Raw genomic sequence first — 24490 nt, 5'->3', positions numbered from 1 at the left:
GAAGTAAAAGAACCAACAAAAGAAGTTGAAGGCCCGAAAGAAGAAGTAAAAGAGCCAACAAAAGAAGTTGAAGGATCAAAAGAAGAAGTGGAAGAGTCAACAAAAGAAGTTGAAGGCCCGAAAGAAGAAGTAAAAGAACCAACAAAAGAAGTTGAAGGCCCGAAAGAAGAAGTAAAAGAGCCAACAAAAGAAGTTGAAGGATCGAAAGAAGAAGTGGAAGAGCCAACAACAGGAGTTGAAGGATCAAAAGAAGTAAAAGAACCAGTAAAAGAAATTGAAGGTACAAAAGACGCAGTAAATAACTCAGTAGCAGTTCAAGAACAAAGCGCGAACAATCAAGTTGTGAAAGAAAAAGTAGTAGAGAATCAAAACGTGAAAGAAAATAAACAAGCTGTTAATAAGCAAGAAGAAAGCAAGAAATCATTAGGAGCAACAGGTGGACAAGAGAATACATCAACATTACTTTCAGGCGTAGCATTAGTTCTTTCAGCACTGAGTATGTTTATATTTAGAAAGAGATTATTTAAGAAATAAAAACGTTTTATCTTATTATAACGTAAAATAATTATATGAGTTTTTGAGAAGACATTATCATGGCGATTTCATTTTGAAATATGCTTACGATGATGTCTTTTTTAGAAGGAGATAAATGGAAAGGTGTGAATATATTAGAGAAGGAGGAGAGGTTATGTATGTAAGTTCTATTTTAAAAATTGAAGAGGTGGCAGCATTTATTGCGAATATGAATAAAGATGCTACTCATCATGTTGGCTATTGTGGAGATGAGAAAGAGGAGTTGTTACAGACAATTATCCATGACTTTTCGGATATAGGATGGGAACAATCTTTTGTTGCTACTTATGAGAATACTAATTTAATAGGTGTATTAGGATTCGATGTGGATGAAGTAAAAAAATGTGTAGAAATTTGGGGACCGTTTATTCTGTCAGCGAATTGGGAAGAAGTGGCTTTACATATGTGGAAGGAACTTATCGAAAAGATGCCTTTTCATATTGAAAAGTTTTATGGTTTTTATCATGTGGAAAATAATAATTGTGCCCGCTTAATGAAGGATTTACATGCAAAAAAACAAGAGCGACATAGTATTTTCAGTTTAAGCAATAATATTGTGGAAGAACGTAGTATATGTAATGTAGAAGAAGCTTTACCAAAAGTATTTGAGCAGTTTATCTCTTTACACAATAATGTTTTTCCTAATACATATTATGAAGGAAATGAGATTATTGAACGTCTAAGTGATACGAATAAATTATTTGTAAGCATGAAGAATGATAAGTTAGAAGGTTACGTATATGTTGAAGTAAATCCGGAGTTTCAAGAAGCGCATATCGAATTTATTGCAACTGCTGAAAATAGTAGAAGAAAAGGTGTCGGAGAGCGGTTATTACAAGCTGCTGTTCAGTATATTTTCTCGTTCCAAGGGATGAGAAAAATAGAACTATGTTTGAATACGAATAATGATCGTGCGATGGAGTTGTACAAGAAAGTAGGTTTTGAGGAAAAAGCATGTTTACAACACTATATAGTGGAGTAAAAAACCCATTCGTATGAGAAATATAGTTCATACGAATGGGTTTTATTTCATTTACTTTGCCGCCCTCAGTAATAACGGATGCAGGACTAATTTGAGGACCGAATTCTTCTTTTATAGGAGGTGTTAATCGTTACATAACCTTTTTTATTTTTTTCGGAACTTCTTTCGTTTGCAAATTAACATCTTCTTTTCGTAGCTCTTTAAAGAGTGAAGTAACCATAAGGACGACTACGATAGAAAATGGTAGTGCTGCGATTATAGCTGCAATTTGTAGTGCATTTAACCCTCCGGCTTGTAATAAAAGAGCTGCAATAATCGCGATTGTTAATCCCCATATAAGTTTTAAACTGTTTTTCGGTGATAAGCTCCCGTTACTCGTTTGCATTGAAACAACAAATGTTGCCGAGTCGGCAGAAGTAACGAAAAATGTGGCTACTAAAATTAACCCGATAATTGTTAAAAATGTAGAGAATGGTAGGTGTGAAATAACAGCAAATAATCCAATCTCTGTACCATTTTTTGCGATTTCATCAGCTATACCAAGCGATTGGAACATTTCCATATGGATAGCGGTACCGCCAAATACTGCAAACCAAAATGTGCAGATAAGAGTTGGGACTAATACAACTCCAAAAATAAATTCTTTTATTGTGCGTCCTTTAGAAATACGGGCGATGAATGTACCGACGAATGGAGACCAAGAGATCCACCATCCCCAATAGAAAATAGTCCAGTTTTCTATCCAAGAAGAAGATTTTTCATTAAATGCTCCTAAATTTAATCCCATACTAGGTAAAGCTCCGATATAAGAACCGAGTGTAGATGTGAAATATTTCATAATAAATACAGTTGGTCCTAAAAGTAAAAAGGAGACGAGTAATATACCTGCAAGAGAGAAATTTAAGTTACTCAAATATTTAATCCCACGATCTAAGCCTGTTTGTGCACTTGTTAAATATAAAACAGCGAAGATGGCGATAAGTATGAGCTGTGTAAGTAAAGTGTTATGAATAGAAGGGAATAAATAGCTTAATCCTCCGGCGATTTGTTGAGCACCAATCCCAACAGATGGTACAATGCCAAATACTGTGGCTAAAACAGCTAGAATATCAACTGTTTTTCCGATACGAGAATTTTTCGATCGATTAAATAATGGAGTAACTGTAGCCCCGATAGTGCTACCTTTTTGTTTGCGGAATGTGAAATATGCAATTGTTAAAGCGACCATTGCGTATAGTGACCACGGAAAGAGTCCCCAGTGGAAAAATGAATATTGCATAGCGAGCTTGGCGCTTTCCTCTGTCCCCGCTTTTCCTGTTAATGGATCTGTAAAATGTGAAACCGGTTCAGCGATTCCATAAAAGAGGAGTCCAATTCCCATTCCTGCCCCAAACAACATGGATAGCCAAGATGGATAATTATATTTTGGCTTTTCTCCATCTTTACCAAGACGAATAGAACCGTACTTAGAAAATGCTAAATAAACAGCCAAAATAATCATTGTAGTCATAAGTAGAGAGTAAAACCACCCAAATTTATTGAGGATAAATGAGTTTAAAGAAGATGTAACACTTTGTAAATCGTAGCCTTGTATCCAACTTGCTGGGGTAATTCCCCATATAATGAATAATGTTGTTAGCAAGAAGGAGATATAAAATACACTGTTTTCTTTTTTTATCATAGAATCCCACCCTTATTTAATAAAGTTAACAATTATAATAATCATAACAATTAAGTTTTTAATTGTCAAAAAATTCCCTTTTTATAATGTGAAAGGATGCAATTTGTTTTAGGAGGTAAAGAGCAATGTGTTCACGATATGTACAAATTATAGGAAGAAATAATATGAAATATTGCATTTTATATTGTTACATCCAGATTTTATGTTAAATTCTTGAATGGAATATTAAAATAGGGGGCAAGGATATGAACAAGAAATCAAAGATCAATAAAGTGATGCTTAGCATTAGTACAATGGCTCTATCGCTGGGAGCAATTCAAACTCATGCATCAGCAGAAGAAAAGGTGCCATATAATGTATTGCATTCGAAACCAGTTGGAATTGAAAAGCCAGTAGATGAGATTGGACACGTTTCTAAAGCAGAGGAAACATTATCGTTTCAAGAACGGTTAAAAGTAGGAGACTTTTCACAGCGACCAGCATCTATTATGAAGAGCTCCGAAGTAAAGCAAATGAAAGAAAGCTATTCAATGGCTGATTTAAATAAAATGAATGATCAAGAATTAGTTGAAACACTAGGAAGTATTAAGTGGAATCAAATTACAGACTTATTCCAGTTCAATGAAGATGCAAAGGCTTTTTATAAAAACAAAGGAAAAATGCAAGTAGTTATAGATGAATTAGCTCATCGAGGTAGTACATTTACGAAAGATGATTCAAAAGGAATTCAAACGTTTACGGAAGTGTTACGTTCAGCTTTTTATCTTGCATTTTACAATAATGAATTAAGCGATTTAAATGAGAGAAGCTTCCAGGATAAATGTTTACCTGCTTTAAAAGCAATCGCAACAAATCCAAACTTTAAGCTAGGTACATATGAGCAAGATTCAGTCGTATCGGCATACGGTAAATTAATCAGTAACGCTTCAAGTGATGTAGAAACGGTTCAATATGCAGCTAATATTTTAAAACAATATAATGATAATCTTCGTACGTATGTAGACGATCGTATGAAAGGACAAGCTGTATACGATATGATGCAAGGGATTGACTATGATATACAGTCTTACTTAATTGAAGCTCGTAAAGAAGCGAATGAAACGATGTGGTATGGGAAAATAGATGGGTTTATTAATGAAATAAATCGTATCGCTCTTCTAAATGAAGTAACACCAGAAAATAAGTGGCTCGTTAATAATGGAATTTATTTCGCTAGCCGTTTAGGGAAGTTTCATAGTAATCCAAATAAAGGATTAGAGGTTGTTACACAAGCAATGCATATGTACCCACGTTTAAGTGAGCCATATTTTGTTGCAGTAGAACAAATTACAACAAATTATAACGGGAAAGATTATAGCGGCAATGCAGTAGATTTAGAGAAAATACGTAAAGAAGGAAAAGAACAGTACTTACCAAAAACATATACATTCGACGATGGATCTATCGTATTTAAAACAGGAGATAAAGTATCAGAAGAAAAAATTAAGAGATTATACTGGGCTGCAAAGGAAGTAAAAGCACAGTATCATCGTGTAATTGGAAATGACAAAGCGTTAGAGCCAGGTAATGCGGACGACGTATTAACGATAGTAATCTATAATACTCCAGACGAATATCAGCTAAATAGACAATTGTATGGATATGAAACAAACAACGGTGGAATTTATATTGAAGAAACAGGAACATTCTTTACATATGAACGTACGCCAGAACAAAGTATTTATAGTTTAGAAGAGTTATTCCGTCATGAGTTTACTCATTATCTTCAAGGGAGATTTGAAGTGCCAGGTTTATTTGGAAGAGGCGATATGTATCAAAATGAGAGATTAACTTGGTTCCAAGAAGGGAATGCTGAATTTTTTGCAGGTTCTACTCGTACAAATAATGTAGTACCGAGAAAGAGCATCATTAGTGGATTATCATCTGATCCGGCAAGCCGTTATACAGCAGAGCGCACATTATTTGCTAAATATGGTTCTTGGGATTTCTATAATTACTCGTTCGCATTGCAATCTTATTTATATACACATCAATTTGAAACGTTTGATAAAATTCAAGATTTAATTCGAGCGAATGACGTGCAAAATTATGATGTATATCGTGAAAAACTAAGTAAAGATTCTAAACTAAATAAAGAGTACCAAGATTATATGCAGCAGTTAATCGATAATCAAGATAAATATAATGTACCGGAAGTAGCAGATGATTATTTAGCTGAACATGCACCAAAATCGTTAACAGCAGTAGAGCAAGAAATTAGTGATACGTTACCGATGAAAGATGTAAAAATGACAAAACATAGCTCTCAATTCTTTAATACATTTACACTAGAAGGCAAATTTACAGGTAGTGTAACCAAAGGTGAGTCAGAAGATTGGAATGCAATGAGTAAGAAAGTAAATGAAGCTCTAGAACAACTGGCACAAAAAGAATGGAGTGGCTACAAAACGGTTACAGCGTACTTCGTCAATTACCGTGTGAATAGCTCAAATCAATTTGAATATGATGTAGTTTTCCATGGTATCGCAAAAGATGACGGAGAAAATAAAGCTCCAACGGTTCATATAAATGGTCCTTATAATGGACTTGCAAAAGAAGGTATTCAATTTAAAAGTGATGGCTCAAAAGATGAAGATGGAAAAATCGTTTCTTATTTATGGGACTTTGGAGATGGAAGCACAAGTAAAGAGGCTAATCCAGTACATGCGTATGAAAGAGAAGGAACTTACAAAGTTGCGTTACTAGTAAAAGATGATAAAGGGGAAGAGAGCAGAAGCGAAACAACGGTCACGATTAAAGATGGAAGTTTAACAGAATCAGAACCAAATAATCGTCCCGAGGAAGCGAATCATATTGGGTTAAACAATACTATGAAAGGTAGTCTTATTGGCGGAGATCATACTGATGTTTATACATTTAATGTAGCATCAGCGAAAGATATTGATATTTCCGTTTTAAATGAGTATGGAATCGGGATGACATGGGTGCTTCACCATGAATCAGATATGCAAAATTATGCAGCTTACGGTCAAGCTAATGGAAATCATATAGAGGCAAAAGTGAATGCAAAGCCAGGTAAGTATTATTTGTATGTATATAAATATGATAATGGCGATGGAACATATGAATTATCAGTAAAATAAGTGATTTTCCAATGTATGTTTAACTTTACTTTTTGTGGAAAATAGTATATTATATAGATATATAATATATCGGTTATTTACTAGGAGGAGCCTGTCACAATAGGTTTCTCCTGTTCTTTTTTAGGGGGCCTGTCTTACAGGCTTTTCTTTAAAGAGTAAATGACTGAAAATTAAGAACGATAATCTTTGGAAGAGGTGGGGCATACACATAACAAAAAAGGGATTGTTTAAGAGAGGGGGATAAGAAATGGTTTTGTTTGGTTATCCACTTGAGACAATTTATTTATATGGATTTATTATTGCTACTATACTCACTGTGATTTATATCTTTTTTGGAGATATATTTGAATCCATATTTAGTTTTGGGGGCGGATCGGTATCCGTTGTTACTTTATTACTTAGTTTCTTCGCCATGTTATGTGGACTTAGTTATATAGGAGAATATTTATTTTCCTTTAATAGCATTCTTATTTTCGGAGCTGCATGTGCTATATCCTTTATTGGTGTATTCATAATGAAAATACTAATTTTAAAGCCGATTGCAGAAGCAGAACAAAATACGGTGCAACGTATGGATGAATTCATTGGTTGCAAGGGAGAAGTCATTACGACAATTCCTACAGAAGGATTTGGAGAAGTATTAATCTCCTCTCAATTTGGAAGTAATGCAATTCCAGCTAAAACAATTGGGAGAAAAGATATTTCACAAGGAACTGAGGTTATTATCGAGGGAGTCCAAGATGGTGTTTTGCTTGTACAAAACATCGCTTATTCTTTAAAAAAACCAAAATTATAAGGGGGGATTTACATGACGATTCCATTAATTATTGGTGGAGTGTTACTCGCAATTTTAATTCTACTCATTTTAGTATTTATTACGAAGTATCGAACAGTTGGCCCAGATGAAGCATTAATTGTTACAGGGAACTGGCTTGGTGGCGGGAAAAATGTAGTTACCACTGATGATGGAAAGAAGATTAAGATTATTCGCGGTGGCGGTACTTTCGTAGTTCCAATTATGCAAAGAGCAGAGCCTTTAAGCTTATTAAACTACAAATTAGAAGTTGGTACACGTGATACGTATACGAAGCAAGGTGTTCCGATTACAGTAAACGGTGTTTCTATTATTAAAGTAGGTTCTACAATTGAAGAAGTTTCTACAGCAGCTGAACAATATTTAGGAAAAGAAACAGAAGAGTTAAAAATAGAAGCAAAAGAAGTTTTAGAAGGTCATTTACGTGCGATTTTATCTTCTATGACAGTAGAAGATGCGTATAGTAATAGAGAGCAATTTGCTCAAAAGGTGCATGAAGTAGCTTCGACAGATTTAAAGAAGATGGGTCTTCGCATCGTTTCCTTTACAATTAAAGAAATTATGGATAAGAACGGTTACTTAGATGCACTTGGTCAGCCGCAAATTGCGACAGTTAAGCGTGATGCAACTATTGCGAATGCAGAGCGTGAAAAAGAAGCTCGTATCGAGAAAGCTCGTGCTGAGAAAGAAGCGAAAGAAGCTGAATATCAACGTGATGCCCAAATCGCTGAAGCTGAAAAACATAAAGAGTTAAAAGTACAATCTTATAAGAGAGAGCAAGAACAAGCTCGAGCAGACGCGGACCTTTCTTACGAATTACAACAAGCGAAAGCACAACAAGGTGTTACAGAAGAGCAAATGCGCGTTAAAATCATTGAGCGTGAGAAACAAATTGAATTAGAAGAAAAAGAGATTGCGCGTCGTGAGAAGCAATACGATGCAGAAGTTAAGAAAAAAGCAGATGCAGATCGCTATGCTGTTGAGCAATCAGCGGAAGCAGAAAAAGTGAAACAAATTAAAAAGGCAGATGCGGATCAATATAAGATTGAAGCTGAAGCGAGAGCTCGTGCAGAAGAAGTACGTGTAGAAGGTTTAGCGAAGGCGGAAATCGAAAAAGCGCAAGGTCAAGCAAAAGCAGAAGTACAAAAAGCACAAGGTACAGCGGAAGCGGATGTTATTAGATTAAAAGGTTTAGCAGAGGCAGAAGCGAAACAAAAAATTGCAGAGGCATTCGAGTTATATGGCCAAGCGGCAATTATGGATATGGTTCTTAAAATGCTTCCAAGTTATGCGAAAGAAATTGCAAGCCCACTTAGCAATATTGATAAAATTACAGTTGTCGATACAGGTGGCGGTGGTAAAAATAGCGGCGCCGGAAAAGTTGCAGGTTATGCGACTGATTTAATGGCAACGATGCAAGAAACATTAAAGGCTTCTTCTGGTATTGACTTAAAAGAGTTATTAGAAGGATTTGCTGGAAAAGGAGCAGTACAACAATTGTCAAACGATAAACCAGTTGTATCTGTAGTAGAAGATGAGAAAAAAGAAGTAGCAAAAGATAAAGAATAGCAAAGTGGGAGGAACCTCTAGTAAGTGAGATACTAGAGGTTCTTCTGTGAATTATAATATTTCGAATAATATACATTTTTATATATTGTTTTAATTATATAAATTATATAGAATGAAAAAGGTATGTATCAACTCTTCAAGAGAAAAAGAGATAAGAAGTCGATTGATACATTTTAATCGTATGATTTATATAAAGAAATTAAATGTAAAACAATTACATTTAAAACGGTATGGAGGGGTAGAAATATGTTTCAAGGGAAATTAAGGAGCAGTAGTTTAAAAACAAAGTTACTTGTATCATTTGTTATTGTTTTAATTCTTCCAAGTATTGTAATTGGTTGGACGTCTTATCAACAAGCGAAGACAAACTTTAATGAAACGATTTCACAAACGGCGAAAGATAATATAAAAATTTTGGATAATGTAATTAATAAAGAATTGGATAGTAAAAAAGTAGATGCAGTTTATTTTACGAAATTATTTACACAATCAAGTTACCAAACGGATCAAATACAAAATATCCAAAATAAACTAGAAGAATATAATAAGTTACATCCAGAACTAGAAGCCATCTATACTGGATCGAGCAATGGGCAGTTTATTCAATCACCGTCTATTCAAATGCCAGAAGGATATAATCCTACAGAAAGAGATTGGTATAAAGAGGCAGTGAAAAAAAGTGGAGAAGTAATTATTACAGCTCCATATAAATCAAAAACGACAGGAAATATTGTTATTACAATAGCAAAACAAAATGAGGATAAGAGCGGTGTTCTCGGTATTGATTTAATTATTAATGATATCGTAAACACTTCAAAGATGGTTAATATCGGTAAAAAAGGATATGTAGCAATTTTTGATCAAGATAAAAATGTGGTAGCACATCCAACGATGAAGCCAGGAGATAAGGTAGAAGAGAAGCTTGAAAAAGAGTTGTACAAACAAGAAACAGGTGATTTTAATTTCACATTAGATGGTGAAGAGCGTCATATCACTTTTAAAACAAATAAGATAACTGGATGGAAATTAGCAGGAATTATGCCTGCAAAAGAAATTATTGAAGCGGCTGAACCTATTTTCTATAAAACGATAACTGTTATTGGTATTTCATTAATAATTGGAGGGATTTTAATTTACTTCATAATTGCTTCTATTATTACTCCGTTAAAACAACTTGTTATATCATCGAAAAAGATTAGTGAAGGTGATTTAACAGAATCCATTACAGTTCACTCTAAAGATGAAATTGGACAGCTAGGAGAAAGCTTTAACGAGATGGCAGCATCATTACAGAAGGTCATTTTCAATATAAATACTTCAGCAAGTCATGTAGCTGCATCTTCAGAAGAATTAACAGCTAGTATGAAGCAGACAAGTGAAGCGACGGAACAAATTACACAAGCAATAGAGCAAGTATCGAGCGGAGCGGAAATACAAACGAAAGAAGTTGAAGAAGGCGCAACATTATTAGAAGAAGTTACAGAAGGAATTCAGCGTGTTGCAGATAGTTCTTCATTAGTATCCACAGCATCTATGTATACGAAGAAAAAGGCTGAAGATGGTGGGAAGTTAGTTGAACAAACTGTGAATCAAATGCAATTAATCCATGAGTCTGTTTCACAATCAGATAAAGTGATTGTTTTATTAGATGATAAGTCGAAACAAATTGGAGCAATCCTTGAGGTGATTCAACATATTGCAGAGCAGACAAATTTATTAGCATTAAATGCTGCAATTGAGGCTGCGAGAGCTGGAGAACAAGGAAGAGGATTTGCCATTGTAGCAGATGAAGTACGAAAGTTAGCAGAACAATCAGGACAGTCTTCTACGGAAATTGGAAAACTAGTTAAAGAGATACAATTTGACATAAAAGAAACGGTAAGTTCTATGAAGCAAGTTGGAACAGAAGTACAATCGGGACTTGTAGTTGCAAATGAAACGAAGCAAAGCTTTGCTGAAATATTGAAATCTACAGATGATACAGTTGTACAAATTGATAGTATGGTAGAAGTAGCGAAACAAATGACAGTAGATGCAAAACAAGTTAGTGCATCTATTAATGAAATTGCAGCTACGATTGAAGAAAATGCAGCAAGCGTTCAAAATATTGCTGGTTCTTCAGAAGAACAATTAGCATCGGTAGATGAAATCAATGCGGCAGCAGTTCATTTATCGCAAATGGCAGAAGAATTACAAGAGATGATTGGAAAGTTTAAAGTATAATAACAATGTTAAGAAACGAGGTAGTAATTGTACTTCGTTTCTTTTTTTTTGAAGAGAAAAAGAAAGAAATATAGAGTAACCATGTTATGATTTAAGTATAATCAAAAAAGACTGTATATTCTTTAAATTATATCTTTAATCATGTTAGGGGAATGGTTTTGAAATTGAAAAAATTAAAACTACAACCGAGAATTACTTTAACAATTAGTACACTTATTTTAGTTGTACTTCTGTTAACAAGCTATTTATTTTATTACATATTGTCTGAAACGGTAGAAGAGCAAATTGGGAAACGGGCGTTGCATGTTGCGAAAACAGTTGCGGCTATACCTGAAATAACGGAAGCTTTTCAAAAAGAAAATCCAGCTTCTATCATTCAGCCAATTGCAGAAAAAATTCGAATTGATACAGATGCTGACTTTATTGTAGTTGGAAATAAAGAGGGGATTCGATATGCACATCCAGAGCGAGATAAAATAGGAGAAGCAATGGTTGGTGGAGATAATAAAGGAGTTCTGTTGGAAGGGAAATCTTATGTTTCGAAAGCAACTGGATCATTAGGACCTTCATTACGCGGGAAAGTTCCAATCCGTAATCAGGAGAATGAAATTATTGGCGTGGTGTCTGTTGGATTTTCGATGGATGATATTCATGGAGCGGTAGAAGTGTATGGAAAGCGTGTATTTTGGATTACAATAATAGGTCTTTTAATCGGGATAATTGGTTCTATATATTTAGCGGGAAGTATAAAAAGAATGATGTTTGGGATGGAGCCAGAGGAAATTTCATCTTTATATGAAGAGCATAGTACAGTGATTCAATCTGTACGTGAAGGGATTATTGTTATTGATCAAAATGGCATGATTAATTTAGTCAATCAAGCAGCTTATGATATTCTTTCGCTAGATGAAAAACGAAATATTATTGGAGAATTTATTTTAAATGTAATTCCTAATTCAACGATATTAGATGTACTTCAAACTGGTGAAGAACAGTTTGATCGTCAATTAAATATAAAAGGGCAGGCTGTGATTGCGAACCGTCTACCTATTAAAGTGAAAAATAAAGTAACCGGCGTTGTATCGAGCTTACGTTTGAAATCTGAAATGGATCAGTTAACAGCAGAGTTATCTCAGACGAAGCAATATACAGAGGCGTTGCGAGCGCAAACACATGAATATAACAATTTATTGTATACGCTTTCAGGTCTTATTCAGTTAGAATCATATGAAGATGCTTTAGAGCTTATTCATAAAGAAACAGCGGTATATCAAGATTTTGTTCAATTTATTATGAAGCGAATTCAAAATCCATGGTTAGGTGGAATTTTAATTGGATTCTATAATAGAGCGCGAGAGTTAAAGATTGATTTTATGCTAGATCGCGAAAGTAGCTTAGACCAATTAAGCCCACACATTGAGAGTAATTACGTCGTTTCTATTTTAGGAAATTTAATTACGAATGCATTTGAAGCAATTGAAAGAAATGAAGAGAATGATAAGAAGGTAAGAATGTTTGTAACTGATATCGGAGAAGAAATAGTAATTGAAGTGGAAGATTCAGGACAAGGGATTCATGATGAAGTCATTACTAGCATATTCTATAAAGGCTTCTCGACGAAAGAAGGCGGGAAGCGAGGCTATGGATTAGCAAAAGTGAAAGAGTTAGTGGAAGATTTAAATGGAAGTATCGCAATAGAAAAAGGGGATTTAGGTGGTGCATTATTTATTATTGCATTACCAAAAGAGAGAGGCGAATTGTAATGGGTGAGGAGATTGAAGTATTGATTGTAGAGGATGATATTCGAATTGCGGACATTCATCGTCGTTTTACTGAAAAGGTTGAGGGATTTAAAGTAATTGGAACAGCAACGACTGGAGAACAAGCGAAAGAATGGCTAGAGTTTGTGAAGCCACAACTCGTTTTATTAGACGTGTACTTACCTGATATGCAAGGAACGGAACTTGTCACATATATTAGGCATAATTTACACGATACAGATATTATTATGATTACAGCTGCATCAGAAACAGATGTAGTAAGGCACGCTTTACGAGGCGGAGTAACAGATTATATCGTAAAGCCGCTTATGTTTGATCGATTTAAGGCGAGTTTGGAAAGTTATCAAAAAAAGATTGTGCAGCTGAAGAAAAGTAATCAATTATCTACAGAACAAATAGAACATTTATGGTCTCAAAGAGGCGTAAAGGGAAATGAAATAGAGTATGCTCCGAAAGGGATAGACCCTTTAACTTTAGCAAAAATAAAAAAGCATATGTTAACAGTGAATGAAGAAGGAATTACAGCAGAAATGTTAAGTGCAATGGTAGGAGTAAGCAGGTCAACAGCGAGGCGTTATTTAGAATATTTAATATCAGGAAAGAAAGTACATGCGGAGCTTACATATGGGAGTGTAGGGAGACCAGAAAGAAGGTATTTTCTTGTTTCTTCATAATAAAGAAACAGTAGAGGATATGTGTCCTCTACTGTTTTTTTTATTATATTGGAATAATCCCAATTACAATTCCAGTAATCAACATCACCATTGTCGTTCCAACTGCCCACAATAAAGTGAAGCGTTGATGTTCACCAAAATCAACTTTGGCCATTCCGACTAATAAATAAGTGGATGCGACAAGAGGACTTAATAAATGAACAGGTTGACCAAGTAAAGAAGCGCGTCCCATTTCAGCTGCACTAATTCCGTAAGCAGCGGCAGCCTTCGTTAAAATAGGTAATACGCCGAAGTAAAATGCATCATTGGACATGAAAAATGTGAACGGCATACTAAGAAGTGCTGTAATAATTGGTAGTTGTGGTCCAAGAGCATCTGGTATAAGAGTGACTACACTTTGAGCCATTGCATCTACCATTTTCGTTCCTGATAAAATACCAGTGAAAATTCCAGCGGCAAATACGAGAGAAACAACCGCTAATACATTTCCTGCGTGAGAAGCAATACGTTCTTTCTGTTGTTCTAAGTTCGGATAGTTAAGCATAACAGCAATCGCGAAAGCAATTGTAAATAAAACAGGTAACGGCATAACTTCTAGTATAAGGCAGATAAGTAAGGTAACAGTTAATAAAAAGTTAATCCATAGAAGCTTAGGGCGTTTATGAACGGCAGCTTCTACTGTAGCAGCTTGCTCATCCATCGTTTGCATTTGTTTTAAATATTGTACATCCATAATGCCTAAACGTTTTCTTTCTTTTTTGCCAAGATAGTAAGCAACGAAAACGACCCAAATTGCACCAGCGATCATTCCTGGTATAAGTGGTGTAAAGAGTTCTGATGCGTCTAGTCCAAGAGCACTCATAACCCGAGCCGTCGGTCCGCCCCACGGTGTAAGATTTGTTACTCCTGCCCCTAACATAACAACCCCAGCTAATATAAGTGGATTCATTCCAAGGCGTTTATATAGTGGATACATTGCAGAAACAGTAATCATATATGTTGTTGTTCCATCCCCATCTAATGAAACGATAATAGTAAGAATCGCTGTACCAACAACAATCTTTAAAGGATCTCCTTTTACAAATTTCAAAATCCTACTAATTACAGGATCAAATAAACCACTATCAATCATAATTCCAAAATACAAAATAGCAAACATAAGCATAATACCAGTAGGTGCTAGTTTTTGAATCCCTTCTAACATCATAGGTCCCATATTTGCATAAAAACCGCCAATTAATGCGAAAGTAATTGGAATTAATATTAACGCGACTAGTGCGGACATACGTTTCGTCATAATTAAAAACATAAAGACAAATACCATTGCAAATCCAAGTAGTGCTAACATGTAATCTCCCCCTCAAAAAATGATTGCGCTTTCAAAATGTAATGAAAATTCAGAAAAAACCTTTTTTGTTTATCATAAAAGCATCCATCCAAATGGTAAATAATTTGAAAAATAACATCATTAGAAGCATAATTTTTATTTTGGTCATTTTGTTCACGGGAGTTAATTTGAATTTTTAAAAAGTAAGCTGCTCTCCATAAGAATGGTAGAATAAGATGAAAATATTGAAGTGTGACATAGGGAGTAGATTATATATGAAAACGAGAATGGAAGAGATTTATAGCTCTTATGAAGGAACGGTAGAAGAAATTTTTGTTAATGAATCTTCTTACGTATATGAGTGGGAAAAGTTAATGATGATCCGAAAAAATAACGGTGAATTTGAAAAAGTTGCGGTCGGTATCAGTGGAAATATAAGATTAGTAAATGTAGTTGCTGGGCAGCAAATTAATACAGATACATTATTAGTTAAGTTAGAAGATGATTTATTAATTACAGGTTGTGAATGATGGGAGGTGTGTAGAAATGACTACACATCTTTTTTGTTCCCTATATTACAAAAGCCACATTGTTTTTTCACAAATCGCACACAAGTTTTTGATATGCTCCTTGTAGAAGATATGGTTAGGGAGGAAATAAAATGAGAACAAAGTATGCGATGCTTGCTATATGCTTATTCCTTGTCTTTACAATAGTAGGATGTGGTAAGAAACGAGCAGAGGCTGTGGCAATTGATGAGAAACATGATAAGTGTGATATTTGCCAAATTGGGGTAATGGATAATCAATTTGCAACAGAAGTTATTTTAGAAAATGGAAAAGCGTTAAAGTTTGATGATATCGGTTGTATGTATAAATGGATGGAGATTAATCCAGGTGAAAAGACGAAAGAAAAATTTGTTCGAGATTATGATTCGAAGGATTGGGTTACGTTAGAAGACGCCACTTATGTATATGATAAAACAATTACAACACCAATGGCTTATAATGTTATTTCATTTAAAAACAAAAAAGATGCAAAGAGCTTTGTATCTAACTATAAGGGGAAAGTTCTTTCGTATAAAGAGCTAGCAGAGCATAAATGGGAAATGAATAAAGAGATGACGGGGAATCCGAACAAGGGAAATCACGGTGGTCATCATTAATACTAGAAAGAGACAACTATATAGTTGTCTTTTTTAGTATTACTCAAGTGCAAATATAGAAAAGGTGTAAAATTTTTAGAAGAACGGTTACAATGGAATATAGTAACCTAAAGCAATCATGTATGTACTTTTTAGAAATGTATACAAATGCGGTAAAATCGTGCTAAACTAATTGCTTCGCTAATATAGGTTGAGAAACATAGGTATAAGTTTAGATAATCCGATTAAAGAAGGAATATAAAGGGCTTATGGATAAATGTAATCAGGAAGAGTTATTGTATGTGATGGAGGAATGGTTAAGAAAACATTATCTTTCATAGGAGCTGTAGTTGTGAGAAAACAAAAAATTTTATTATGTATGTTATTAGGACTTTTAATGACGGTAGTGGCTTGCGATAAGCAAGAGGAGCCAGAATCGAAACCGGTTCATGTGAAAAACGAGAAGAAAAGAGAAAAGCATAAAGAACAGGAAGAATCTAAAGAAGAAAAAAGTATAAATTTAATGGACAAACAGTTGCTACTTTCTGCGACTCTTGGAGACACAGAAACAGCTATGAAGCTGATTCAAGATGGAGCCAATATAAATGTAGAAGGTGACAACGGAGAAACGCCTATCCTTGCAGCAACGTATCAAAATCACGTAGAGACAGTTAAAGCGTTAATTGGTGCAGGTGCTAATATTGAAAGTAAAGATGAGAAACAAAGTAATCCCTTTCTTTATGCAAGTAGAGAAGGATATACAGACATTGTAAAGCTACTAATTAATGCAGGGGTTAATACGAAAGAAATTACTAAATCAGGTGGAACAGCACTCATTTCTGCATCTGAACGTGGCCATGTAGAGGTCGTAAAAGAATTGTTAGAGCATACAGATATTGATGTGAATTATAGAAATGCTCGTGGTGGAACAGCTTTAGTAGAAGCAATCGTATTAGGAAATGGTAGTGAAAATCATAAGAAAGTAATTCAGATGCTTATTGACCACGGGGCAGATGTAAATATGGCCAATAAGGAAAATATTACGCCATTGCAATATGCTGAAAAAAGAGGTTTTAAAGATATTGCAAATATGTTGAGGGTAGCTGGAGCAAATGAAGTCGTACAGCCACAACCACAACCGGTGGAATAACAAGTATGAAATAATCCCATTTAGATAGACAGAATGAAGAAGTCATTTCGTATGATGAATTCAGTAATGTGTATTTGAATGGGATTTTTGTTTTGAAAAAATTGTTTGAAGTGAGGGATAGATACACAGTAAATAAGGAGGAGAAAACAATTTAAGCAGAGATTTTACTTGTTTATAACCAACTAGGAATAATAAAGTGTGTAAATGAACATGGAAATAAGAAAGCCATATCCAAAAGGATACGGCTTTCTTTTAGGAGATAAGGGATCAAAAAAATGAAGAAATCTTATCTCTTTTATATGAGTAAAGGGTCTAGAATGAATCTTGTCCTTTTCATTATTTGTTTAACTCCATTGCAACTTGTTTCCCATTTACGAAAACCTCTGCCACTGCTACTACAACTTCCATCACTTTTTTCATGTCTCATCTCTCCTTGTTTTTTGTTTCATTTCTTACTTTTAGTATAAGGAAATATAGCAATTGCAACTATCGAATTGGATGACAAGAGACTTACATTGTTGTAAGGATAATCATTTTATTTGTAATAAATATGATTTTGAATATGAGTTCAAAGGATTCTGTTGTTTTGAAATATAATTAGAAAGAGAGTGACTTAGAAAGCAGGGGGATAATATGAAAAGGGTTCTTGTTATTAGTGATATTCATGGAGAAATAGAAAAGTTTGAACAGTTACTGGAAGAAGCTCAATATGATGCAAAACAGGATCAATTAATTTTACTGGGAGATTATGTGGATCGTGGTCCAAATGCGCGTGCAGTAATTGAAAAGGTAAAAGGGTTAAAAGAAGAGGGAGCCCTCGTTCTAAAGGGCAATCATGAAGATATGATGATTAAGGCGTTAACGACAGATGAGGAGCGTTCATGGAATCATTGGGTAAAAAGGAATGGTGGAGATAAGACTTTATACAGCTATGGCTTTGTAGAAGAAGATATTGTGGTCAATGAGGAAGCCTTCCAAAAACCAATGTTACAATCGCATGTTTTAGAGGAGCATGTAAAGTTCATTCAAGAATTAGATCATTACATTGAAACAGAAGAGTATATATTTGTACATGCGGGTGTTGAGCCAATGAAGCAGGTTTCGGAATGTGAACCATATACGTTAATGTGGATTCGTAATGAGTTTCATAGTGGGTATAGTGGTGAAAAGGTTGTTGTATTTGGTCATACGGAAACAAAAACGCTTCATGGTAGTGAGAATTGTGGCGTATATTTTGGGAGCAATCGTATTATAGGAATTGATGGCGGTGCTGTATATGGCGGCCAGCTAAATTGTTTAGAATTGCCGAGCAAAAAGGTATACGTAGTAAAAAATTGAAAGAGATAAGAGGAATCTTATTTCTTTCAATTTTTTATTAAGCTAAATTTAAGGAAGAGCTTGCATAATAAGTCTTTCAAATGTTATATCGATAAAAACGTTAAAATGTAATTATAAATAGAATTGAACAATATGGCGGAAGGTGAGAATATGCGCTTACTCGTAGTAGAAGATAATGCTTCGTTATTAGAGTCTATTGTCCAAATATTACGCGATGAATTTGAAGTAGATACAGCATTGAATGGAGAAGATGGATTATTTCTAGCATTACAAAATATATATGACGCTATTTTGCTTGATGTGATGATGCCAGAAATGGACGGTTTTGAAGTAATTCAAAAAATACGTGATGAAAAGATTGAAACGCCAGTCCTATTTTTGACAGCGAGAGATTCTTTAGAAGATCGCGTGAAAGGCCTGGATTTTGGTGGCGATGATTATATCGTTAAGCCGTTTCAGGCTCCAGAGTTAAAAGCGAGAATTCGTGCTTTATTACGACGAAGCGGTAGTTTAACAACGAAGCAGACTATTCGTTATAAAGGGATTGAACTGTTCGGAAAAGATAAAGACGTTCAAGTAGATGGACAAAGTATGAAGCTGACATTAAAACAATATGAGCTTCTAGAGTACCTTGTTCAAAATAGCGGAAAGATTTTAATGCGTGAACAAATTTTTGATCGTGTTTGGGGATTTGATTCAGATACGACAGTGGCAATTGTAGAAGTGTATGTACATCATTTACGTAAAAAATTAGAGCCATTCGGTTATCAGAAAGATATTCAAACCGTTCGAGGTATTGGATATATATTAAAAGAACAATGAAAAAGGGAAGTATGTTTCAGAAGACGCGTATTCGATTGACTATATTGAATTCATTAGTATTTATCATTTTGATAGGCGTATTAGGTAGTATCATTTATTCGTACACATATAAGCGTATTTATAGTGGAGTAAATGAATCGATAGAAAAAGCCGTTCAGCATAGAAAGAATTCAGATGATAAAAAACTACCTAAAAAAATTAGGGGATATCCTCCAATTGGGGATCCAAGGATAATGGAGTTAACTTGGCTTGGAAATACAGTGGAGATAGGTATTGAAAATGGCAAACGTCGTTTTATCTTTGAAGACAATTTGGAAAAGTTTTCGCCAAAGAAATTAGGAACTTTGCAAGATATAGAAGTGCAAGGGCAATATTTTAGAACGTTTGCATTTCAACAAGATACAAAAATAGTTCAAATTGTAAGGGATATAACAGCTGAAAAAGAAATGTTAAATACTTTATTTTTAATTCTTGTGATAGGTTGTAGCGTAGGAAGTTTATGTGCAATAGGAATTGGCTTTTTCTTAGCTGGCAGGGCACTCGTACCCATTCAAAATTCATGGGAAAAACAGCAGCAATTCGTTTCGGATGCATCACATGAATTAAGGACACCACTTGCGGTTATTCAATCCAAAACAGATATATTATTTCAATCACCATCTGCGATAATAGAAGAAAAAGCGATGGATATTTCTACGATTTCAAAGGAGTGTAGACGATTATCTAAGCTTGTGGCTAATTTATTATTGTTAGCACGTTCGGATTCTAATCAAATTGAGATGGATAAGAAAACATTTAAAATGGATACATTGTTAGAAGAAATAGTAGATCCATATAGGGAGATTGCTTCCTATCAAGAAAAAGAGATGATATTGAAAGTAGAGAATGATATATCATTTATGGGTGATAGAGAGAGAATTCATCAAATGATGGTCATATTGTTAGATAATGCGATGAAGTATACGAATAAAGGTGGTCATATTGAAATCGATTGTACGCAAACGAACAGTTCGATTCGTATACGAGTGAAAGATGATGGAATAGGAGTGAAAGATGAGGATATACCAAAACTATTTAATCGTTTTTATCAAGGAGATAAAGCGAGAAGTGCGTCAGAAGGAGCAGGATTAGGTCTTTCAATCGCGAACTGGATTGTAGAAAAGCATTATGGAAAAATATTAGTAGAGAGCAAATGGGAAGGTGGCACTTGTTTTGAAGTGATTCTTCCTAAAAACCAAAGAATATAAGTGAGAAGACGATCTTGTTTTTACAAGGTCGTCTTTTTTTAAGGGAAAGTTAAGAAACTATTTATAACATGTATGATATACAGAAAGTTCGCCCTATGAAGAAGCGATTATAAAAAGGTATTTGAGCAGATTATATCGGTCATAACGTTATTTCGATTATGTATAGGGAATGATGGAAAAGAACGTGTAAGAGGGAGGAATTAATTTTGAAAAAGAAAATGATGACGGTATTCACTATTGGAGTAATGAGTTTAAGTATATTAGGCGGTGCCTCTCCTTCTGAAACATCAAAAGGAAAGACAGATTACACACAGCGAAGCAAAGAACAATTAAACAATGGGAAGATACATGCGGTGCATACAGAAGAAAAGGCGGAGAATCTAGGGATTGAAACGGAAGGGAAAGAACAAATCACGCTAGAAAAAGAAATCCATGAGACGGAAGTAGGAAGGGAAGCAGAACAGTTAGGAATTTCGATTGAAGGAAAAGACGTTGGAACTCTTTCAGAAGAAATCTATGAAACAAAAATAAAGCAAGAGGCGTTAAAGCTAGGCATATCTATAGAGAATACAACGATTGTAAATTTAATTAATCAAATTAATACGATTAAAATTAACGATGAAGCGGATAAATTAGGTATCTCAACAAATGGAAAAGAAATAGAGGACATTGAGGAAGAAATCTATGGAACGAAAGTAAGAGAGGAAGCAGGGAAGTTAGGTATTTCCCAAAAAGGAAAAGAGATAGAAACGTTAGCACAAGAAGTATATGAACAAAAAGTACAGGAAGAAGCAAAAAAATATCATATTGATTTGTATGGTAAAGATATATATCAAGTATTAAAAGAAATTAATGAGCAAAAAGTATTACAAATGGCAGATGAGCTTAATATGGATAAAACGAATATGAACGTTCAAGAATTAGCCGAAAAAATAAAAAAAGATCAGCCTGAAAAAGGAAAAGAACTAAATTTTGTACCGGTGATTCGCACGGATGCTGACATGTTTTATTCTTATTTAACGAACTAAAAAGGGCGTGAGAATGATAAGGAGATGGAAGTGGTATATATGTATGGTATTACTAGCTATAGCAGCATGGAATGTATATGCAAATGGAATTACAAAGTATGTGGAGAAGTTAACCTTCTTCAATATACAAAGTGGAAAAGAAACGGAGTTTAGTAATAATGGTGAAAAGGTCATCTTATCAAATGTACCTTTCATTCAGCAATTACCAGAGCTAGATAGAGGCTGTGAAGTGACGAGCTTAGCGATGATGTTACAATACGCAGGCATTACAGTGGATAAGATGAAATTAGCAAATGAAATAAAGAAAGTTGATTTTATGAAAGATGGTGTACGTGGAAATCCGAATGAAGGATTTGTAGGGAATATTTATACCTTTTCTGAATCTGGATATGGTGTATATCATGGACCACTTTTTCAATTAGCGAAAAAGTATTTACCTAATAAAGCTGTGGATTTAACAGGGAAGAGTATAGAAGAACTTTATAAGAGTGTAAAGGCAGGACAACCGGTAGTTATGATTACAAATGCAACATTTGCGCCATTAGATGAAGATGAATTTACTACATGGGAAACAAATAGTGGAGATGTTTCTATTACGTATAATGAACATTGTGTAGTACTTGTTGGATATGATAAGGAATTTGTATACATTCGAGATCCTCTAAGTGATAGTTTAGATGTAAAAGTACCGAGAGAAAACTTTGAAAAGGCCTGGATACAAATGGGGAGTCAGGCGATTAGTTATGTGAAAAGCTCTAAATGAATTAGTAAGGAAATAGATGTAAGGAATTGTAAGATTTCTGTTAAAAAATAAGAGAACTTCAGCTTATTATATAAGCTGAAGTTCTCTTATTTTTTATGATTAAATCTTTAGAAGTAGTGAATATGTAAAAATGCATAATTGACAAAAAAAATACATGTTATCATTATATATTGTTTTATATATGTTACTTGTATAAAATTACACAAGTATTCACATTACATAAAGGAGGCTTATTATGCAAAAAATATTTAACTGGGTTAAATGCATGAGTATCAAGAAAAAATTAATCATTTCATTTTTTCTTATTTTAACTATACCAGGACTTATTATCGGTGGTGTTTCATATCAAACTGCCAAAACAAATTTTGAACAACAAATCACAGGTAAAGCAAAGGAAAACATTTCGATTTTAAATACTGTTATTTCTCAAAATATAGAAGAGAAATTTGTTGATGCAGCATACTTTGCAGACATCTTAACAGAGGATACATATCCAAACGGACAAGAAGAAATAGTAAGGACGAAGTTAGCGCAATATATAAAACTTCATCCAGAAGTAGAAGGTATTTATATTGGAACGCAGACAGGAAAGTTTATAAGAGAACCATTTATCCAAATGGATGATGGGTATAATCCAACAGATAGATCTTGGTATAAAGAAGCACATGAAAATAAAGGGAAAGTAATTGTTACTGCACCATATCAATCAGCATCTACAAAAAATATGGTAGTGACAATTGCAAAAGAAGTAAAAGATGGTAAAGGTGTTATAGGAATTAACTTAAATTTAGATAACATCTTGAAAATTTCCAAAATGATTAACATTGGTGAAAAAGGTTATGCAGTTATTTTAGATCAAAATAAGCAAATTGTTAGTCATCCATCTAGAAAACCAGGTGCAAAAGTTACTGATCCTTGGATTAAACCGATTTATGAAGAAAAACAAGGAAATGTCTCTTATACAGAACAAGATGATAAAAAGAATTTAATCTTTGCAACAAATGAGAAAACGGGCTGGAAAGTAGTTGGAGTTATGTTTGATGAAGAAATTACCCAAGCTGCGAATCCAGTATTTTATAAGACTTTTATTGTTATTGCTATCGCTATTGTATTTGGTAGTGTATTAATTTATTTCATTACAAAGTCTATTACAAGACCATTAAGAAAAATAGCTGACTCGGCACATAAAATTAGTAAGGGAGATTTAACAGAGAAAATTACAATCCATTCCAAGGATGACATAGGGAAATTAGGGAATTCCTTTAATGAAATGTCTGCCTCTTTACAAGATGTGATTACTCAAATTAGTTTTTCAGCAGAACATGTCGCTGCATCGGCTGAAGAGTTAACAGCGAGCGTACAGCAAGCAAATGATGCGACAGATCAAATTACAATTGCAATGGAACAAGTATCAGGTGGGGCTGAATCACAAAGTCAAGGTGTTGAAGAAGGTGCAGCTACATTACAACAAGTAAATACTGCAATTCAAGATGTAAATGGAAGCGCGGAATCAATTTCTATTTCCTCATTACATGCGAAAGAAAGAGCTGAAGAAGGGGAAGAATTGGTTGAACAAACAGCAAAACAAATGCAGTCTATTTCTAAATCGGTATCTGAGTCAGATGCTATTATTAAACTTCTTGATGAGAAATCAAAGCAGGTAGGAGCTATTTCTGAAGCAATTCAAAATATCGCTACTCAAACGAACTTATTAGCTTTAAATGCAGCTATTGAAGCAGCAAGAGCAGGTGAACAGGGCCGAGGGTTTGCTATTGTAGCAGATGAGGTTAGAAAATTAGCGGAGCAATCAGGAGAATCATCTGGAGAGATTGCAAATTTAATTGCAGAAATTAAGGCTGATATTGAACATACAGTTAAGGCGATGGATAATGTGAATGGAGAAGTTCAACAAGGTCTTGATGTTGTAACAAAAACGAAAGTAAGCTTTACAGAAATTTTAAGTTCTACTACACATATTGTTTCTCAAGTGAATCAAATGGTAGAAACAACGAAGAGAATTGCTGGAGATGCAAATGAAGTGACAAATGCTATTGATGAAATTGCAGCGGCTGCAGAAGAAAATACAGCTAGTATGCAAAGTGTTGCTGCTTCAACAGAAGAACAAATGAATTCAATGGAAGAAATTAGTTCAGCTTCGCAAAATTTAGCTGAGATGGCCGAAGAACTACAAGCGATGACTAGTAAATTTAAAGTATAATAACAGCAAATAA

At 34.3% G+C, this 24490-nt stretch carries 19 protein-coding genes and 2 pseudogenes; 19 read left to right on the top strand and 2 right to left on the bottom strand.

The features are described from left to right. Both AC3WVA_RS22105 and AC3WVA_RS22100 read left to right on the top strand, forming a co-directional pair. The coding region (locus tag AC3WVA_RS22105; RefSeq protein ID WP_492322183.1) for an LPXTG cell wall anchor domain-containing protein at positions 1-534 on the top strand (534 nt) is incomplete at its 5' end. A 154-nt stretch (positions 535-688) separates the two neighbouring features. Then, positions 689-1555: a GNAT family N-acetyltransferase gene (locus AC3WVA_RS22100; RefSeq protein WP_098345892.1), complete on the top strand. Its 867-nt coding sequence runs from the start codon at positions 689-691 to the stop codon at positions 1553-1555. A 130-nt stretch (positions 1556-1685) separates the two neighbouring features. Here AC3WVA_RS22100 and opuD read toward each other — a convergent pair whose 3' ends face one another. Then, the gene (opuD, locus tag AC3WVA_RS22095) at positions 1686-3236 is read right to left on the bottom strand and encodes a glycine betaine transporter OpuD (protein WP_098521252.1); all 1551 of its coding nucleotides are present in this window, start codon (positions 3234-3236) and stop codon (positions 1686-1688) included. A 245-nt stretch (positions 3237-3481) separates the two neighbouring features. On the opposite strand from opuD, the gene colA reads away from it, so the two are divergent. The 7 genes and pseudogenes from colA (at position 3482) to AC3WVA_RS22060 (ending at position 13440) form a co-directional block, all read left to right on the top strand. Further along, positions 3482-6379, top strand: a complete 2898-nt coding sequence (colA, locus tag AC3WVA_RS22090) for a collagenase ColA (protein ID WP_098521253.1) — start codon at positions 3482-3484, stop codon at positions 6377-6379. 247 nt (positions 6380-6626) lie between these two features. Next, positions 6627-7175, top strand: a complete 549-nt coding sequence (locus AC3WVA_RS22085; protein ID WP_088316175.1) for an NfeD family protein — start codon at positions 6627-6629, stop codon at positions 7173-7175. Positions 7176-7187: 12 nt separating this feature from the next. Continuing rightward, positions 7188-8762 carry a flotillin lipid rafts scaffold protein FloT gene (gene floT, locus AC3WVA_RS22080; protein ID WP_048528701.1) on the top strand — a complete coding sequence of 525 codons (1575 nt, stop codon included), beginning with the start codon at positions 7188-7190 and terminating at the stop codon, positions 8760-8762. Between the two features lie 246 nt (positions 8763-9008). Continuing rightward, positions 9009-10043: pseudogene (locus tag AC3WVA_RS22075) on the top strand (HAMP domain-containing protein); the annotation flags it as partial. Continuing rightward, a complete protein-coding gene (locus AC3WVA_RS22070) occupies positions 10038-10985 on the top strand; it encodes a methyl-accepting chemotaxis protein (RefSeq protein ID WP_372452237.1) in 948 nt (315 codons plus the stop codon). The pseudogene AC3WVA_RS22075 and the gene AC3WVA_RS22070, both read left to right, overlap by 6 nt. A gap of 152 nt (positions 10986-11137) precedes the next feature. Further along, positions 11138-12748 carry an ATP-binding protein gene (locus AC3WVA_RS22065; RefSeq protein WP_098521254.1) on the top strand — a complete coding sequence of 537 codons (1611 nt, stop codon included), beginning with the start codon at positions 11138-11140 and terminating at the stop codon, positions 12746-12748. Then, the gene (locus AC3WVA_RS22060) at positions 12748-13440 is read left to right on the top strand and encodes a response regulator (RefSeq protein ID WP_048528698.1); all 693 of its coding nucleotides are present in this window, start codon (positions 12748-12750) and stop codon (positions 13438-13440) included. The genes AC3WVA_RS22065 and AC3WVA_RS22060 overlap by 1 nt, the downstream gene beginning before the upstream one ends. A gap of 43 nt (positions 13441-13483) precedes the next feature. Here the strand turns inward: AC3WVA_RS22060 and AC3WVA_RS22055 are convergent, their stop codons facing one another. Further along, entirely contained in the window at positions 13484-14788 is a 1305-nt protein-coding gene (locus AC3WVA_RS22055; protein WP_098090716.1) for a CitMHS family transporter, read from the bottom strand. Positions 14789-15042: 254 nt separating this feature from the next. On the opposite strand from AC3WVA_RS22055, the gene AC3WVA_RS22050 reads away from it, so the two are divergent. From AC3WVA_RS22050 to AC3WVA_RS22005, 10 genes and pseudogenes are all read left to right on the top strand, one after another. Beyond that, positions 15043-15297, top strand: coding sequence for a hypothetical protein (locus AC3WVA_RS22050; RefSeq protein WP_098521255.1), 255 nt, complete (start codon positions 15043-15045; stop codon positions 15295-15297). A gap of 131 nt (positions 15298-15428) precedes the next feature. Beyond that, a complete protein-coding gene (locus tag AC3WVA_RS22045) occupies positions 15429-15932 on the top strand; it encodes a nitrous oxide reductase accessory protein NosL (RefSeq protein WP_098521256.1) in 504 nt (167 codons plus the stop codon). Between the two features lie 292 nt (positions 15933-16224). Further along, on the top strand, positions 16225-17061 hold the full coding sequence (locus AC3WVA_RS22040; protein WP_141539660.1) for an ankyrin repeat domain-containing protein: 837 nt from the start codon (positions 16225-16227) through the stop codon (positions 17059-17061). 633 nt (positions 17062-17694) lie between these two features. Beyond that, positions 17695-18399, top strand: a complete 705-nt coding sequence (locus tag AC3WVA_RS22035) for a metallophosphoesterase family protein (RefSeq protein ID WP_048528695.1) — start codon at positions 17695-17697, stop codon at positions 18397-18399. Positions 18400-18549: 150 nt separating this feature from the next. After that, positions 18550-19221: a response regulator transcription factor gene (locus tag AC3WVA_RS22030; protein ID WP_001238626.1), complete on the top strand. Its 672-nt coding sequence runs from the start codon at positions 18550-18552 to the stop codon at positions 19219-19221. Then, entirely contained in the window at positions 19218-20468 is a 1251-nt protein-coding gene (locus AC3WVA_RS22025) for a sensor histidine kinase (RefSeq protein ID WP_098521257.1), read from the top strand. Before AC3WVA_RS22030 ends, AC3WVA_RS22025 begins: the two co-directional genes overlap by 4 nt. Before the next feature lie 206 nt (positions 20469-20674). Continuing rightward, complete coding sequence (locus AC3WVA_RS22020; RefSeq protein WP_071758877.1) at positions 20675-21496, top strand: transporter; 822 nt, start codon at positions 20675-20677, stop codon at positions 21494-21496. 13 nt (positions 21497-21509) lie between these two features. Then, positions 21510-22259: a C39 family peptidase gene (locus AC3WVA_RS22015; protein ID WP_141539661.1), complete on the top strand. Its 750-nt coding sequence runs from the start codon at positions 21510-21512 to the stop codon at positions 22257-22259. A gap of 235 nt (positions 22260-22494) precedes the next feature. After that, positions 22495-23538, top strand: a pseudogene (locus tag AC3WVA_RS22010) (HAMP domain-containing protein); the annotation flags it as partial. Then, positions 23530-24477 carry a methyl-accepting chemotaxis protein gene (locus AC3WVA_RS22005; protein ID WP_445286015.1) on the top strand — a complete coding sequence of 316 codons (948 nt, stop codon included), beginning with the start codon at positions 23530-23532 and terminating at the stop codon, positions 24475-24477. The pseudogene AC3WVA_RS22010 and the gene AC3WVA_RS22005, both read left to right, overlap by 9 nt. The last annotated feature ends 13 nt before the right edge of the window (positions 24478-24490 follow it).

The sequence above is a fragment of the Bacillus sp. EB106-04-02-XG92 genome (assembly GCF_058791995.1).
This window is presented reverse-complemented; position numbering and strand designations above follow the sequence as displayed.